Source organism: Streptomyces sp. NPDC002520, from assembly GCF_053595235.1.
The window spans coordinates 430,706-445,858 of record NZ_JBSFXG010000003.1 but is presented as its reverse complement, the minus strand read 5'-3'; the positions used below and the strand labels follow the sequence as shown (position 1 = coordinate 445,858).

The window sequence follows — 15,153 nt, the reverse complement described above, 5'->3', positions numbered from 1 at the left end:
GGCGCGCTCTTTGATGGCGCCGGGCAAATGGGATCAAACGATCTACCACCATACGCACCCCTGCCCCCTCAAGGCAAACAGAGCCGCGTCACATCGGTTAGAGCTGCGTCACACTCCGGTCGCCCCGGCCCCGCGAGCTGCACCGGACCCGGCGAGAGTGGCACTCGTCACGCCGCGGCCCCCGCCACGGGCGCCGGCTCCCGGTCGACCAGCTGCGGGCCGGGATCCTCGTGCGCCGAGGACGACGGCTCTGCCGACGGCGGCTCCGAGACCGGCGGCGGCGGGGTGGAGGCCGGGGGCTCGGGAGGCACGGAGGTCTCCGGGGGCGTCGGCGGGACCTTGGTCGGCGGCGGGTCGCCGGGCACCGTGGGCCTGCCCGGCTTCGGCGGCGCGGGCGGCGCGCTGTCCGCCCCGGACGGGGAGGCGGAGGCCGAGGACGACTCCCCCGGCTTCGCCTTGTGACCGCGTCCGCGCTTGCCGTCGACGGGTTCCTCGCCGTACCCCTGCGCACCGCCGCCGGCCGCCGGGCCGCCGTCGGGGGCGTCGTCGCCGCGCTGCGCCGTCGAGTGGGAGGGCCGGGCCCGGCCCGCGCCGTCGCCCACGTTCACACAGCCGGCCGCGGTGGCGACGGCCAGCACCGCGACGGCCAGACGGACGGGTACGTACAAGGAGCGCACGACGGCCACCTCCGGGGACAGGGGAAGGAGTCACCTCCCCAACTCCCGCCGCCCGCGCAAGGACACGCCCGGTGTTCGAACCGGTTCACCCGTAGCCGAGGGCGTGCAGGCGGGCGTCGTCGATGCCGAAGTGGTGGGCGATCTCATGGACCACGGTGACCTCGGTCTCCGCGACGACGTCCTCGCGGCTGTCGCACATCCTGAGCGTCGGCCCCCGGTAGACGGTGATCCGGTCGGGCAGGACGCCCGCGTACCACTCGCCGCGCTCGGTGAGCGGGGTGCCCTCGTACAGGCCGAGCAGGTCGGGATCCCCGGCGGGCGGTTCGTCCTCGACGAACACCGCGACGTTGTCCATCAGCCTCGTCAGCTCCGGCGGGATCCGGTCGAGCGCCTCGGCGACCAGTTCCTCGAACTCCTCGCGCGTCATCTCCAGCACACGGTCATTGTCCGGCACGACGCGCGCGTACGGGACGTGCGTGCGGCGCGAGGCGCGCGAGAGTGGCGGACCGTCGCATATCCGCTTCCGGGGCTGGGCATACGGCCCCAATGGCCCGCGTCGCCGTCGCAGCCCTCAAGCGCCTGCCGGACCGGATCCCGGGGCGGGTCCGCCGTCCGCGCGGGCGGCGGCGGACGTCCGGGCACCCGCTGCCCGTCCTCGAACTCGGTGCGCGGCCCCGCTCCTGGCCGGGCGTCCTGGGACTGGTCGCGGTCGTGCTCGCCGGGGCCTGGCTGGGATTGCTGATCGTCGGGAACGTACGGGCGCCGGTCGGGCCGATGGACACCACGATGGCGCTGCGCCCCTCGCTCAGCGGGGGCACGAAGATCAACGTCTCGCCGCTGGGCTCACTGACCCTGGACAGCCACGTCGCGCCCGTCCGCCTGGACGTCAACGTCGACCAGCTCGACCCGGTGCGCTCCCAGGCGCTGGTCGACCACCCGGAGCGGCTGTCCGGGCTGCAGGACGAGGTCGCCCACGACGTGCGGCACGGCACGTTCGACCTGGCGGTGCGCTCGTGCGTCGCCGTGGTGTCCGGGGCGACGGCCCTCGGCCTCGCCGTCTACCGCCGGCCGCGCCGCGCCCTGGCGGCCGGCGGGCTGGCGCTCGCCCTGCTCGCGGCCTCGGGGGCGTCGGCGTACGCGACGTGGAACAAGAACTCGGTGCTGGAGCCGCGGTTCTCCGGACTGCTGTCCTCGGCGCCGTCCGTGGTGGGCAACGCGCGCAGCATCGTCACCGAGTTCGACGTCTACCAGAAGGAACTGGCCCGACTGGTGACGAACGTGACGAAGCTGTACGACGTGACGTCCACGCTCCCGGTCTACCAGCCGGACCCCTCCACCATCCGGGTCCTGCACGTGTCGGACATCCATCTCAACCCGGCGAGCTGGAAGATCATCGGCTCGCTGGTGGAGCAGTACGAGGTGAACGTGATCGTCGACTCCGGCGACACGATGGACCACGGCACGGCGGCGGAGAACGGCTTCCTGGATCCGGTCGCCGATCTCGGCGTGCCCTATGTGTGGGTGCGGGGCAACCACGACTCCCGGATAACCCAGCGGTACCTGGAGCGGTTCAAGAACGTGCACGTGCTGGACGACGGGCGGGCCGAGACCGTCGCCGGTCTGCGCTTCGCGGGCATCGGCGACCCGCAGTTCACCCCGGACCGCGCCGTCGTGCCGGGCGGCGACGCGGCGGAGGATCTGGCGGGCGCGCGGCTGGCGTCGGCGCTGGAGGACCAGCGGGCCGCGAGGACCCCGGTGGACGTCGCCGTCGCGCACGAGCCTGCGGCGGCCCGCGAGACGGACGGCACGGTCCCGCTCGTGCTGTGCGGGCATCTGCACCACGAGGGGACGGAGATCCTGCCGTACGGCACCCGGCTGCGCATGGAGGGCTCGACGGGGGGCAGCGGGCTGCGCGCGGTGGAGCGCCGGTACCCGGCGCCGATCGAGGCGTCGATCCTGTACTTCGACCGGGACACCCGGCGGCTCCAGGCGTGGGACGAGATCAGACTGGGCGGCCTCGGGCAGACGACGGCCGAGGTCAGCCGCCATCTGCCGAAGGAGAACAAGCCGGGCGCCGCACCGGGCCCGGCGGCGCCCTCGGGGCCGTCCGCCTCCGCGCCGGCCGGCCCGCTGACCTCCCCGTCGGCAGGTTCGTCCGCGCCGTGAATCCGTTTTGGCGATCGTCCCCGCCATCCGGTACGTTGTTCTAGCCCCGCAAGGGGTTGGCTCATACTGCCCTCATCGTCTAGCGGCCCAGGACGCCGCCCTTTCAAGGCGGTAGCACGGGTTCGAATCCCGTTGGGGGCACCAGACCAGCAGTGCGCTTCAGCCCGCCTCGACGAAGGCGGGCTTTCGCGTTCGTGGCGTCGGCGGTCAGCCGGGCGCAGGTCTCCGCGCAGTCGCCGCCCCGCGGCGGGATCGCCTCGCCGCGGGCGAGCCGGGCCCAGGCGTGCGGGCCGGACCCAGGCGTGCGGGCCGGCGACCGGGCCGAGTGAGAACCGCCCCCGCCCCCATCTGCCCGGGGCAGGGACGACGGGGGACGGGTTCTCAGGGCCAGTACTCGTCGTTCTGGGTCTGGGTGGCTCGGCGTACGGCGATGTCGCCGATGATCGCGTGGGCGTGGACACGCACCGCGTCGGGGCTGTCGGAGCAGACCTCGGGGGCGAGGAGGTCGAGGGCGCGGTAGACCGTGCCGACATGGGAGTCGAGGTCGAGCAGGGCCGGCATGCCGACGGTGATGCCGATGTCGACCTTGCCGCATGCGGTCTCCAGGACGAGGGGACCGCGGACCGCCTCGTCGACACGGATGTCCCCCTGCGAGGCCCGCGCCTCCACGGACCCGTGCGCCTTCCCGATGTGGAGGTCACCGCTGTCCGCGTGCACGTGCACGTCACCCTTGGCTTCCCCGATCCGTGCGTCGCCCTTGGTCCGGTTGAGCCGGACGGTCCCGTCGACCACGCGTATGCGGACGTCACCGCCCTCGGCGAACGCCTCCACGTCCCCGACGGCATGCCCCACACCGACGTTCCCGAGGATCGAGGTCAGGTGAAGCGGCCCGGCCTCCTCCAGGTCGATGTGCCCGCAGTCCGTGGTGAGCCGGCACTCCCCCAGGCGCCCCACGCAGTGGAAGTCCGCGGCCAGCGCGTCCCCCCGTATCCGCGAGCCGGAGGGCACCTCGATGTCGATGATCACCGCCCCGCCGCCCCGCGGAAACCCGCGCGGCTTGGGCGCGGCCACCACGAGTTCTCCGGCGGCGAAGGCGATACGGGCCTGTTCCGCGGTCGCCACGTCGCACGGGTCGGAGCGATCGCCCGGGCGCACCTCGACGACCGTGTCGGTGCGGTCGCTCGCGGCGATCCGGACGCTGCCGACGTTCAGTTCGATGGTGGCGAGGATCGGTTGAGGAGTGTCGAATTCCGGCATGGCGAACCCTCTGGGGATGGCGAGCAGCCCGTGGATACGCGGGGTGTCACGGGCTGCGGAGGTGTGTGGGGCTTCGCTGACGTACCCGCCGCCGTCAGTTGGTGCGGTCCTTGTTGAAGTGCTTCATGGCCCAGGTGAAGCCGAGGAGGGTGAGGCCGACGCACCAGGCGAGGGCGATGTAGGCATTGTTGCCGATCCCGGTGCCGAGGAGGAGGCCGTCAGCAGCGTCGAGACACTCGTCATCACAGTCCTCCTCACTACAATCCCCCTCACCGACTTGCACATCGTTCAAGTCCATACCGTAGGGGCGACTCGCACGCTGTGCAAGCGCTGGCTTGAACTTTGTGCAATCCGAATTTCTGATCTAGCCTGAGCCCATGCCCCGTGACACGTTGACCCGCGAGCAGATCGTGCGTGCCGCCATCGAGCTGCTGGACGCCGAGGGCCTCGAGGGCTTGAACATGCGCAGTCTCGGCAAGCGGCTCGACTCGGCGGCCACCGCCGTCTACTGGCATGTGAAGAACAAGGACAACCTCGTCATACTCGCCAGCAACGAGGTGTGGAACGAGGTCGGACTACCCGACCTGGACACCGTCGACTGGCGTACGGCGGCGACCACCATGGCGACCGACCTCTACCGGATGGTCACCGCACATCCGTGGCTGGTGATGGCCTTCGCGTCGCAGCCGCTGTACGGGGAGAACAAGGCCCGCCATGACGACCACAGTCTCGCGGTCTTCGAGAAAGCCGGCTTCGTCGGTGCGGAGGCCGACCAGGCGGCCACCGCGGTCTTCACGTTCGTACTCGGACACGCCCTGGGTCTTTCGGCCACCGTGTCGGTGAACCGGCGTCTGACCAATGCCGGCCGGAACGCCCAGGAGACCATCCGGGAGGCCATGACGCAGGCGACGGAGATCGCGATGCGGTTCCCGCATCTGCGGGAGCGCGTCGGCTCCTTCGCCGCCGGCGACTACGGAGCGGCACCCGAGCACAGCTTCGAGTTCGGGCTCCAGGCCATCCTGGACGGAATCGAGCACCGGCTCGACGCCCGGTCGCTGCCGCTGCCGGACCGGACCGGAGGACCTGGACAGCGTCCATCGGTGAACTCCCGTCGGTAGGTGAGAGGTTCATTCCCCTCGGTTCGCCTACGACGTTACGGAGTCCCCTTGTCGCCGGGTTATTGACGCGCTATCGCGTCCGGACATGAGGACCGGACCGCCAGGGAGCGGACGCCGGTGCATGGAGTCCCTGGCCGAACTCTTCGACCAGACTCCACGGCTCACCACACAAGGCGCCCGTCCCTGGACGACCCGGGTTGGGGGTACCTTCCCGTGCAAAACCAGGCCGCCCACCGTGAATTGAACCCGCTGGCCCTCTTCACCCGCTGCCACGCCGCCCAGCCACAACGGCGGCACCCGGCGGTGCTGAACCGGCCTCCATCCATGCCGGTCCGCACCGGGACGGGCCCAAGACGGGCCTCACTGCTCGGCACCGGTCCGGAGTCGATCCGTTTCCACACGCAGTGCCCCGACTGCGGCGGCCCGCACGGCAAACCGCACGTCGTCGGACCCGGCGCGGGCTGGGAACCGGCCATCTCGCACTCGGGCGACGTCGTGGCGGTGCCGATCGGGGCCGGCCGGCCCCTCGGCCTGGACGTCGAGAAACCCGAACCGCGGAAAGGACCCGGCCTGCCGCCGGAGTACGAACTCGGCCACACCCACGACACCGAACCGACCCTCGTCGGCGACGACCCCGGCTCCTCCTCCGTCCTGCTCTTCCTCGACGACGACCTGATCGCCGTGGAATCCGTCAACCGCCCCGCCGACCACATGGCCGCCCGCCGCCTCCTGGCAGCCGGCATCCCCCTCACCCCGGCCCAGGCAGCCGACCCCGGCTTCACCCTCCGCGCCCACCTCAAGACCCACACCGCCCCCCGCGTCCCGGCAGCCCCATGACCCACCTGAGCCCATTCCCTCCACCCAGGGGCGCCACATGCCCCACCCGCACCCGGCGACCGCGGCCCACCCCCGCCCGGACCGCCACCCCCTCCGCCTGGCAGAGCCGGCCCCGACCGGACCGCCCCGTGCGGCCCGCGGAACCTCGGCCAGCTCGTTTTCAGGGCACACCCCGTCCTCTGATACGCTGCTCCAGCGACGTCACCCCAGCTGATGGCCATCTCACCGCAGGTGAAAATCACGTTGGGAGCACACGTAACACTGTGCGAGACTGTCGTACGAAGCACCTGGTCCTGTGGAGCAGTTTGGAGTGCTCGCCACCCTGTCAAGGTGGAGGCCGCGGGTTCAAATCCCGTCAGGACCGCCAAGGTTTTGCAAAAGACCTTGACGGCTGGGTAGCTCAGTTGGTACGAGCGTCCGCCTGAAAAGCGGAAGGTCGCCGGTTCGACCCCGGCCCCAGCCACAGCTAAGGCCCCGATCTCAGATCGGGGCCTTGTTGTATGTCCTAGTTGGTTGTGTGTCCTGTTGATCCCGCCCGTGCGGTACGAGCGATCGCGTCCGCTACCGGAAACCACGTTCCCGGCTTGCAGCTCGCCCCCGTCGATGGCTTCGGCGGTGGCGGCGCATCCAGCCCTACGCGGTGAGCGTGAGGGCAGGGGCCTGCGACTCGGCCCCGCGGACCCACGCCCACCAGCCTCGCCGGCCGATGACATGGGACGCGTTGAGGTCTGCGTGCTCAACGAAGCCGCAGGACCTGCAGGCGAACACGGCCTGGCTGGGCCGGTTGCGCTTGTCGACGTGGTGGCAGCGGGAGCACTCCTGGCTGGTGAACGCCGGCGAGACGTGTACCAGCGGGACGCCTGCTCGGCGCGCCTTGTAGGCGATGAAATCGCCGAGTTGGGCGAAGGCCCAGGAGTTGATCGTGACGCGTTGGGGCTTTTTCAGCCGGGCCCGTTCGCGGATGCCGCCGAGGTCTTCCAGGGCGATTCCGCGGCCGGTGCGTTCAGCCTCCGCCACGATGTGCTTGCTGATCTTGTGGTTGATGTCGCGTGTGCGCCGGGCTTCCTTGCCCGCGCGGCGCTTGGCCCGTCGCTTCGCGGACCGTGTCCCCTTCTTCTGCAGCCGGGTGCGCAGGGTGCGGTCGTTCTCACGTCTGCGGTTGAGTCGGCGTCCGCTGTGGCGGTGGCCGGTGGACGTGGTGGCGATGTTGGCGATGCCCAGGTCGACGCCGATGAAGGCGTGGGGGTCCGGGTTCGGCGGGGTTTCCGGGATGTCCAGTGTGGCCAGCAGGTACCAGGCGTTGTTCTGCCTGATGAGGTCGGACTCTCCCTGGCGGTACTGCGCGAGGAGGCGTAGCTGCTGCTCCTGCCCGGTGAAGGCGAGCCCTTTCTTGCGGCCGACGACGGTCCAGATGGAGACGGTGCGTTGCTGTGTCTGCCAGGAGAGCATGCGGTCGTCGTAGGGCTGGGCGGCGTCGTCGCGGAAGGTGATCTGCTTGCTGGTGGCCTTGTGGTGGCGTGGGGTTCCGGGGCGTCCGGGGTTTCCGGCTCTGCGGTTGTTCTTGAGGGTTGCGTAGGCGTCGCTGGCCTTCTTGATGGCGTGCTGGGCGGCCTGGGCGCCCAGGCCCCACTTCTGCTTGATGCCCGTGTAGGTGAGGGACCGGAGTTCGCGGTTGCGGGTGACGCCGGTGGTGAAAGCGACGGCAGACGCCTCGTTGGCGGCCGCGTTGCAGGCGTGCAGGGTCGCTTCCAGCGCCGAGGCCTGTTCCGGCGTCGGCAGTAGTTTGACCCGCACCACGATCTTCACGAACAAGGAATCTAGGTTCGTGCTGTCGTCCTGTCGGACATATGGCGACTGATCACTGGATCAGGTGATGGAGTCGATCACGCGTTCGTCGATCGCGCGGGCCTGTCGGCGCGTGGCCGTCGGTCGTGCGCGGCGCTGCCTTGTGGCCGCCGGTGCTGGACCATGGGAACGGGGGACGTCGAAGTGGCGCGTGGGGACGGTAAGGCCGGGGAGGTTGAGCGGCAGCGGGCTCGGTACGGGGTGCAGGCCGTGCTGGGGAGCAATCTGGCGATCGTCGCCGCCGCGTGCTTCGGGTGGTGGCGGATCGACGGGGACCAGGCCGTGAAGGTGGGGGTGCTGACGACCGCGTTCACCGCGATCAGTGGGGTGGCGACGGCGTATCTGGGGATCAAGGCCGTGTAGGACACCGCGCAGAACATCGCCATGGCCGGGACCACGCCGCGGCCGACGCGGGAGTCCGCGCAGGCCGGGCCGCCGGGGCACGTGCCTCCGAGGGAGCTGGGGCTGAGCCCGGCCCCGGGCAAAAGGGTTCGCTCCTTCTTCGTCGGAGGTGCGATCCTGGATCGCGTATGTCTACGCACCCTGCCCCCGCCCTCGGTACCCTCGCCCCGCGCCTGGCCGAACTGACGCTGCGCGACGCGCACCGGCTCGGCCGGCGGCTCGAGGGCGCGCGCAAGATCCGCAAGCCGGAAGCCCGTGACGCCGTTCTCGCCGAGATCGAGGCGGAGATCGGCAAGGCCGAGACCCGGATCGGTGAACGGCGTGCCCGCGTACCCGCCGTCACGTATCCCGAGCAGCTGCCCGTCAGCCAGAAGAAGGACGAGATCGCGGCGGCCATCCGCGATCACCAGGTCGTCATCGTCGCCGGTGAGACCGGGTCCGGAAAGACCACGCAGATCCCGAAGATCTGTATGGAGCTGGGGCGGGGCGTGCGCGGCATGATCGGGCACACCCAGCCCCGTCGCATCGCCGCGCGCACCGTCGCCGAGCGGGTGGCGGAGGAGCTGCACACCCCTCTCGGGGAGACCGTCGGCTGGAAGGTCCGCTTCACCGACCAGGTCGATCCGGACGCCACCTTCGTCAAGCTGATGACGGACGGCATCCTGCTCGCCGAGATCCAGACCGACCGCGAGCTGCGCGCCTACGACACGATCATCATCGACGAGGCGCACGAGCGGTCCCTCAACATCGACTTCCTGCTCGGATACCTGGCACAGCTGCTGCCGAAGCGTCCTGACCTCAAGGTCGTCATCACGTCCGCGACCATCGACCCCGAGCGCTTCTCGCGGCATTTCGGCGACGCGCCGATCGTCGAGGTCAGCGGTCGGACGTATCCGGTGGAGGTGCGGTACCGGCCGCTGCTGGAGGAGCCCACCGAGGACGCGGCGGACGCCGCCGACGCGGACCGGGACCAGATCACCGCGATCTGCGACGCGGTCGAGGAGCTCCAGACCGAGGGCAAGGGCGACATCCTCGTCTTCCTCTCCGGCGAGCGGGAGATCCGCGACACGGCGGACGCGCTGGAGAAGAAGAAGTACAGATTCACCGAGGTGCTGCCCCTGTACGCCCGGCTGTCGCACGCCGAGCAGCACCGGGTCTTCCAGCCGCACACCGGCCGCCGGATCGTTCTCGCGACCAACGTCGCCGAGACCTCGCTGACCGTGCCGGGCATCAAGTACGTCATCGACCCCGGTTTCGCCCGGATCAGCCGGTACAGCCACCGCACGAAGGTCCAGCGGCTGCCGATCGAGGCGATCTCGCAGGCCAGCGCGAATCAGCGCAAGGGCCGCTGCGGTCGTACGTCCGACGGTATCTGCATCCGTCTGTACTCCGAGGACGACTTCGACGGGCGCCCGGAGTTCACGGACGCCGAGATCCTGCGTACGAACCTCGCCTCGGTCATCCTGCAGATGACGGCGGCCGGCCTCGGCGACATCGAGAAGTTCCCCTTCATCGACCCGCCGGACCACCGCAACATCCGCGACGGCGTCCAGCTGCTCCAGGAGCTGCACGCGCTGGACCCGGCCCAGAAGGATCCGCGCAAGCGGCTCACCGACACCGGCCGCAAGCTGGCCCAGCTGCCCGTCGACCCCCGCCTCGCGCGCATGGTGCTGGAGGCCGACCGGAACGGCTGTGTCCGCGAGGTCATGGTGATCGCGGCCGCGCTGTCCATCCAGGACCCGCGCGAGCGCCCCGCCGAGAAGCAGGCGCAGGCCGACCAGCAGCACGCCCGCTTCAAGGACGAGACCAGCGACTTCCTCGCGTACCTGAACCTGTGGCGGTACGTCCGCGAGCAGCAGAAGGAGCGCGGCTCCAGCTCGTTCCGCCGGATGTGCAAGCAGGAGTACCTGAACTTCCTGCGGATCCGCGAGTGGCAGGACATCTACACGCAGCTGCGCACGGTCGCCAAGCAGATGGGCATCCACCTCAACGAGGACGACGCCCCCGCCGACCGCGTCCATGTCTCCCTCCTGGCCGGCCTGCTCTCCCACATCGGGATGAAGGACGTGAAGGACGGCAACAAGAACGAGTACCTGGGTGCCCGCAGCGCCAAGTTCGCGATCTTCCCGGGCTCGGCGCTGTTCCGGAAGCAGCCGAAGTTCGTGATGTCGGCCGAGCTGGTGGAGACGAGCCGGCTGTGGGCGCGGGTCAACGCCAAGGTCGAGCCGGAGTGGGTCGAGCCGCTCGCCGAGCGCCTGCTGAAGCGCACGTACAGCGAGCCGCACTGGGAGAAGGACCAGGCGGCGGTGATGGCGTACGAGAAGGTGACGCTGTACGGCGTCCCGATCGTCGCCCAGCGCAAGGTGAACTACGGCCGTATCGACCCCGAGGTCTCCCGCGAGCTGTTCATCCGCAACGCGCTGGTCGAGGGCGACTGGCGCACGCACCACAAGTTCTACGCGGACAACCGCAAGCTCCTCAGCGAGGTCGAGGAGCTGGAGCACCGGGCCCGGCGCCGGGACATCGTCGTGGACGACGAGACGCTGTTCGACTTCTACGACCAGCGGGTGCCCGAACACGTCGTCTCCGGTGCCCACTTCGACTCCTGGTGGAAGCGGAAGCGGCACGAGCGGCCGGAGTTCCTGGACTTCGAGCGGGAGATGCTCGTCCGGGAGTCGGCGGAGGCGGTCACGAAGGCCGACTATCCGGACTCCTGGCGGCAGGGCGACCTCAAGTTCCGGGTGACGTACCAGTTCGAGCCGGGGGCGGACGCCGACGGCGTGACGGTCCACGTCCCGCTCCAGGTCCTCAACCAGGTCACGGACGAGGGCTTCGACTGGCAGATCCCGGGTCTGCGCGAGGAGGTCGTGACGGAGCTGATCCGCTCCCTGCCGAAGCCGATCCGCCGCCACTACGTGCCGGCGCCGAACTACGCGAAGGCGTTCCTGGAGAAGGCGGTGCCCCTGCAGGAGCCGCTCACCGTGACGATGGCGCGCGAGCTGAAGCGGATGGTCGGCGTGCCCTTCGAGGCGGAGGACTTCGACTGGGCGAGGGTCCCCGACCATCTGAAGATCACCTTCCGTATCGTCGACGAGCGGCGCCGGAAGCTGGCCGAGGACAAGGACCTGGAGGCGCTCAGGCTCCAGCTCAAGCCGAAGGCCCGCCAGGCCCTCTCCCAGGCCGCGGCGGCGACCGCGTCCCGGCACGGCGGCGAGTCCCTGGAGCGCAAGGGCCTCACGGACTGGACGATCGGCACGCTCACGCCGGTCTTCGAGACCCGCCGCGCCGGCCAGCCGGTCAAGGCGTACCCGGCGCTGGTGGACGACGGCGACACGGTCTCGGTGCGGCTGTTCGACACGGAGGCCGAGCAGGCGGAGGCCATGTGGAAGGGCACCCGGCGGCTCATCCTGCGCAACATCCCGGTGAACCCGGCGAAGTTCGCGTCCGAGAAGCTGACCAACCAGCAGAAGCTGGGCCTGTCCGCGAACCCGCACGGCTCGATCCAGGCCCTGTTCGACGACTGCGCGATGGCCGCGGCCGACAAGCTGATCGCGGACTTCGGCGGGCCGGTGTGGGACGAGGAGTCGTACCGGAAGCTGTACGACAAGGTGCGCGCGGAGATCGTCGACACGACGGTCCGCACGGTCGGCCAGGTGCAGCAGGTCCTCGCCGCCTGGCAGGCCTGTGAGCGCCGTCTGAAGGGCGTGCGCAGTCCCACCCTGCTGGCGAACCTGACGGACGTTCGGGGGCAGCTGGACGCCCTCGTGAAGCCCGGTTTCGTGACCTGGGCGGGGATACGCCGGCTGCCCGACCTCGTGCGCTATCTGGTGGCCGCCGACCGGCGTCTGCAGCAGATGCCGACGAACGTCCAGCGGGACACCACCCGCATGGAGAAGGTCCACGAGATGCGGGACGAGTACGCCTGGCTCCTGGAACAGCTCCCGAAGGGCCGCCCGGTGCCGCAGCAGGTCCTGGACATCCGCTGGATGATCGAGGAGCTCCGGGTCAGCTACTTCGCACACGCTCTGGGCACGGCGTACCCCGTCTCCGACAAGCGCATCGTGAAGGCGATCGACGCGGCCGTTCCGTAACCGGTCGACCGCACACAGTGAGTTCGACCAGGACCCCACCCCTCCTGTACAGTCTGTTCTCGCAGCGCAACGCACCAAAAAGCGCCGCGAAACCTGGTCCTGTGGAGCAGTTTGGAGTGCTCGCCACCCTGTCAAGGTGGAGGCCGCGGGTTCAAATCCCGTCAGGACCGCATCGAAGAAGGGCCCGCATCCGGCAACGGAAGCGGGCCCTTCAACCATCCCCACCCGCCGACACCCACACCGCGCCCGCGGCGGAGCCGCGATCGAACACGGCGGATCCCGTCAGGAGCGCGTCGGAGAAGGGTCCCGGACGGGGGCCCTTCTCGCGTCGCCCCTCGCGGCCGGCGGGGATCCCGCGGCCTTGACGGCGTCACTTTCCGCCGGTACCCAGAGACCAGGCCCCGCTTCCCCTGTGCGGCCTCCGGAGGTGGCGTATGGCGGCATCGGCCAGGCACGAGACGCGGGCGCTCCTGAGGGCGCATCTGTCGGCCGCCTCGCCGTACCGGCATCTGACCCGCCACTGTCCGATCTGCCATCACCTGCTGCGGCTGGCCATGAGCGCCGACCCGCTTCCCCTGGAGGCGAGCGACGACGTCGTGGAGGAGGAGGAGAGCGCGCAGAGCGCATGACCAGCTCCCGGCCCAACACCCGTACACACGTGGGGCGATGGAACGCGAGGCTCCACTAGCGCACACATGCCGACGGCAACAAGCGCCCTGGCATGTGACGGGAGTCACCGCGCGAGTTTCTGAAACGGGTGCACTTACCCCCCTCCTACAACTAGTCGATTTAATATGTGCAATTGCACCACCCTCGGGAGGTCCCGCGCGGCCGTTCCGACAGCCCTCCCCAGACTCCGACAAGCCCGCTCACGGAGACCCGCGTAGACCGCACGCCACCCCCGACCAGCGCACAAAAAAGATCGCGCTGGACTCGGCGGAGTCCAGCGCGATCTACGACGCACCCTGTGTCGCTTGCCTACAACGTTCTCTTCGGCTTGGGCGTGGGCCCTGTTGGGGCAGGTCCCGCGTCGCTCGGAGCTAGGGTTCCGGGCGCCTCGACTGGTTGGGGGATCAGCCGTTCTGCCCGGCTATGGAGTTGTTCAGGCCTCGCTGCGCTGCTGCGGGATACCCGCCAGCAGAGCGCGAACCTCGGCCTCGCGATAGCGGCGGTGCCCGCCGAGCGTACGAATGGACGTGAGCTTGCCGGCCTTCGCCCACCGCGTGACCGTCTTGGGGTCGACACGGAACATGGTGGCGACCTCAGCCGGGGTCAGCAGCGGCTCGGCATCAGGGGTGCGAGCGGTCATGAGCGGCCTCCTCGGGAGAACCGAACCTTCTCGGTTCTTTCCTCTAAATTCTGCACCTTGACCCGCGTTGCCCGAAATGGCGGACGCGAGTCGAGTCGGTTATAGGACGAACGGCTTGTCCTCGGCACTACAACTACACCATCCGTCCAGCCGCGTCGGCCAAACCGATGGAATTGCCCTCCCAGGTGTTCATCAGCGACGGAAGCCGATGGACCATGCCATAGCGGACAGTCACGCCACTGTGACGATCAGTCACAGTGGCGATCAGGAGGCACCAGACCCCCCAAAGCACGCAATGCGGAGATTCCGCCCATAGTGGAGCACAGTTGGACGGAAGGAGCCCTCCCCGGACTCCTTGTCCTATTTTGGCATGAGGGGCGGCAAGGGGCGCAAGGGCCCCGTACGTGCCGTCCGTCACCCTTGGGAACAAAAGCCCGGATCGGGACCAACGTCCCGTCAGGTGGTCTAAGTGCCGTTGACCGTACGCTGTTCGAGGGCATTTCGACCGTGACGTGCGTCACTCAGTTCGCGGAGCGCAACTCCCGCACCGCACGCCACCGGTCCACCAGCCGCGCGTAGGCCTCGCCGGCGGCCGAACCGTCGCCCCGGCGCAGCGCCTCGACCCCTTCGGCCACGTCAGCGGCCGAGCGGTCGTCCTCCAGCTCGCCGGGCGGCACCACGTGCACCAGGCCGCCGTAGTCCAGTTCCACCAGCGAACGCGGGTGGAACTCCTCCAGCCAGCGGCCGACATCGATCAAACCGTCGATCAACGGCCCTTCCTCGACAGCGTCCTTGAGGGTGCGCAGCGCCCGCGCCACCCGTCGCCGGGCCTGCACCATCGGCGTGCGGTAGCGCAGCATCGGGGGCACCTCCGCGCTCCCCTTGTCGTACCGCCGCTCCTCGTCGGAGACCAGTACGAACCAGTTCAGCGGGACCTGCCAGGTCGCGGTGCGGATCCAGGGGCGGGCGTCGGGGTTGCGGGCGAGCCAGCGCTCGTAGTCCTGGGCGGCCTGGTGGCGCACCACCGGCGGCAGCACCGCGTCCAGCACCGGCGCGGGCAGCTCGGACGCGAAGTCCGCCAGGGCCTGCCAGCCGCGCAGCCGGGTCCGCCAGGGACAGACGCACAGGACGCCGTCGACGTCCAGCACGAAGGCGTCGCCGCTCTCGTGCACCGGCACGGCGACGGGCGGGGTGGGCAGCAGGTCGGCCAGCGAGCGGCGCAGCTCGTCCTGGTAGGAGGGGCGCTCCGGGCGGCGGGCGTAGCGCTCCCAGTGGGTGCGCTCGGGCTCCGGGAAGGCGGCCAGCGGCTCGTAGACGCGCAGGTACGCGGCGTAGGGGACGACCACGGAGGACACCTTCGGCACGCCTGCTCCCTCCCCATCGGGCCCGGCTCGAAACCACAGCAAATCGTCCCACGGTCATGCGTGCACAGAGGGCGCGGGAGAGTGATC

General features: G+C 69.9%; 13 protein-coding genes and 4 tRNA genes. 10 read left to right on the top strand and 7 right to left on the bottom strand.

Annotation, left to right across the window (positions count from 1 at the left end; all coding sequences use genetic code 11):
* Positions 1 to 167 precede the first annotated feature (167 nt).
* Together ACWD5D_RS08065 and ACWD5D_RS08060 are read right to left on the bottom strand one after the other, a co-directional pair.
* Positions 168 to 677: a hypothetical protein gene (locus ACWD5D_RS08065; RefSeq protein WP_451371940.1), complete on the bottom strand. Its 510-nt coding sequence runs from the start codon at positions 675 to 677 to the stop codon at positions 168 to 170.
* Between the two features lie 85 nt (positions 678 to 762).
* Positions 763 to 1,113: a metallopeptidase family protein gene (locus ACWD5D_RS08060; protein WP_451371981.1), complete on the bottom strand. Its 351-nt coding sequence runs from the start codon at positions 1,111 to 1,113 to the stop codon at positions 763 to 765.
* A 110-nt stretch (positions 1,114 to 1,223) separates the two neighbouring features.
* Here ACWD5D_RS08060 and ACWD5D_RS08055 point away from each other — a divergent pair, with 110 nt between their 5' ends.
* The gene (locus tag ACWD5D_RS08055) at positions 1,224 to 2,843 is read left to right on the top strand and encodes a metallophosphoesterase family protein (RefSeq protein ID WP_451371939.1); all 1,620 of its coding nucleotides are present in this window, start codon (positions 1,224 to 1,226) and stop codon (positions 2,841 to 2,843) included.
* A 68-nt stretch (positions 2,844 to 2,911) separates the two neighbouring features.
* Positions 2,912 to 2,987 (top strand) — tRNA-Glu (locus ACWD5D_RS08050).
* A gap of 237 nt (positions 2,988 to 3,224) precedes the next feature.
* Here the strand turns inward: ACWD5D_RS08050 and ACWD5D_RS08045 are convergent.
* Positions 3,225 to 4,100 carry a DUF4097 family beta strand repeat-containing protein gene (locus ACWD5D_RS08045; RefSeq protein WP_451371938.1) on the bottom strand — a complete coding sequence of 292 codons (876 nt, stop codon included), beginning with the start codon at positions 4,098 to 4,100 and terminating at the stop codon, positions 3,225 to 3,227.
* A gap of 94 nt (positions 4,101 to 4,194) precedes the next feature.
* Entirely contained in the window at positions 4,195 to 4,392 is a 198-nt protein-coding gene (locus tag ACWD5D_RS08040) for a hypothetical protein (protein WP_451371937.1), read from the bottom strand.
* An 85-nt stretch (positions 4,393 to 4,477) separates the two neighbouring features.
* Here ACWD5D_RS08040 and ACWD5D_RS08035 point away from each other — a divergent pair, with 85 nt between their 5' ends.
* The 4 genes from ACWD5D_RS08035 to ACWD5D_RS08020 all read left to right on the top strand — a co-directional run bounded on the left by ACWD5D_RS08035 (position 4,478) and on the right by ACWD5D_RS08020 (position 6,518).
* Complete coding sequence (locus ACWD5D_RS08035) at positions 4,478 to 5,218, top strand: TetR/AcrR family transcriptional regulator C-terminal domain-containing protein (protein WP_451371936.1); 741 nt, start codon at positions 4,478 to 4,480, stop codon at positions 5,216 to 5,218.
* A gap of 213 nt (positions 5,219 to 5,431) precedes the next feature.
* Entirely contained in the window at positions 5,432 to 6,055 is a 624-nt protein-coding gene (locus ACWD5D_RS08030) for an oxidoreductase C-terminal domain-containing protein (RefSeq protein ID WP_451371935.1), read from the top strand.
* A gap of 289 nt (positions 6,056 to 6,344) precedes the next feature.
* A tRNA-Asp gene (locus ACWD5D_RS08025) sits at positions 6,345 to 6,422 on the top strand.
* A gap of 22 nt (positions 6,423 to 6,444) precedes the next feature.
* Positions 6,445 to 6,518: transfer RNA gene (locus ACWD5D_RS08020), tRNA-Phe, on the top strand.
* 170 nt (positions 6,519 to 6,688) lie between these two features.
* Here the strand turns inward: ACWD5D_RS08020 and ACWD5D_RS08015 are convergent.
* The gene (locus ACWD5D_RS08015) at positions 6,689 to 7,861 is read right to left on the bottom strand and encodes an RNA-guided endonuclease InsQ/TnpB family protein (RefSeq protein ID WP_451371980.1); all 1,173 of its coding nucleotides are present in this window, start codon (positions 7,859 to 7,861) and stop codon (positions 6,689 to 6,691) included.
* A gap of 249 nt (positions 7,862 to 8,110) precedes the next feature.
* On the opposite strand from ACWD5D_RS08015, the gene ACWD5D_RS08010 reads away from it, so the two are divergent.
* The 4 genes from ACWD5D_RS08010 (at position 8,111) to ACWD5D_RS07995 (ending at position 13,022) form a co-directional block, all read left to right on the top strand.
* Positions 8,111 to 8,263, top strand: coding sequence for a hypothetical protein (locus tag ACWD5D_RS08010; protein WP_451371934.1), 153 nt, complete (start codon positions 8,111 to 8,113; stop codon positions 8,261 to 8,263).
* A gap of 167 nt (positions 8,264 to 8,430) precedes the next feature.
* Positions 8,431 to 12,393 carry an ATP-dependent RNA helicase HrpA gene (gene hrpA, locus ACWD5D_RS08005; RefSeq protein ID WP_451371933.1) on the top strand — a complete coding sequence of 1,321 codons (3,963 nt, stop codon included), beginning with the start codon at positions 8,431 to 8,433 and terminating at the stop codon, positions 12,391 to 12,393.
* Between the two features lie 95 nt (positions 12,394 to 12,488).
* Positions 12,489 to 12,563 (top strand) — tRNA-Asp (locus tag ACWD5D_RS08000).
* 264 nt (positions 12,564 to 12,827) lie between these two features.
* Positions 12,828 to 13,022: a DUF6274 family protein gene (locus ACWD5D_RS07995; RefSeq protein WP_451371932.1), complete on the top strand. Its 195-nt coding sequence runs from the start codon at positions 12,828 to 12,830 to the stop codon at positions 13,020 to 13,022.
* Between the two features lie 473 nt (positions 13,023 to 13,495).
* Here ACWD5D_RS07995 and bldC read toward each other — a convergent pair whose 3' ends face one another.
* Both bldC and ACWD5D_RS07985 read right to left on the bottom strand, forming a co-directional pair.
* Positions 13,496 to 13,702 (bottom strand): developmental transcriptional regulator BldC, encoded by a 207-nt coding sequence (bldC, locus tag ACWD5D_RS07990; RefSeq protein ID WP_003949541.1) that lies wholly within the window; start codon positions 13,700 to 13,702, stop codon positions 13,496 to 13,498.
* A gap of 521 nt (positions 13,703 to 14,223) precedes the next feature.
* A complete protein-coding gene (locus ACWD5D_RS07985; protein WP_451371931.1) occupies positions 14,224 to 15,066 on the bottom strand; it encodes a hypothetical protein in 843 nt (280 codons plus the stop codon).
* Between the last annotated feature and the right edge of the window lie 87 nt (positions 15,067 to 15,153).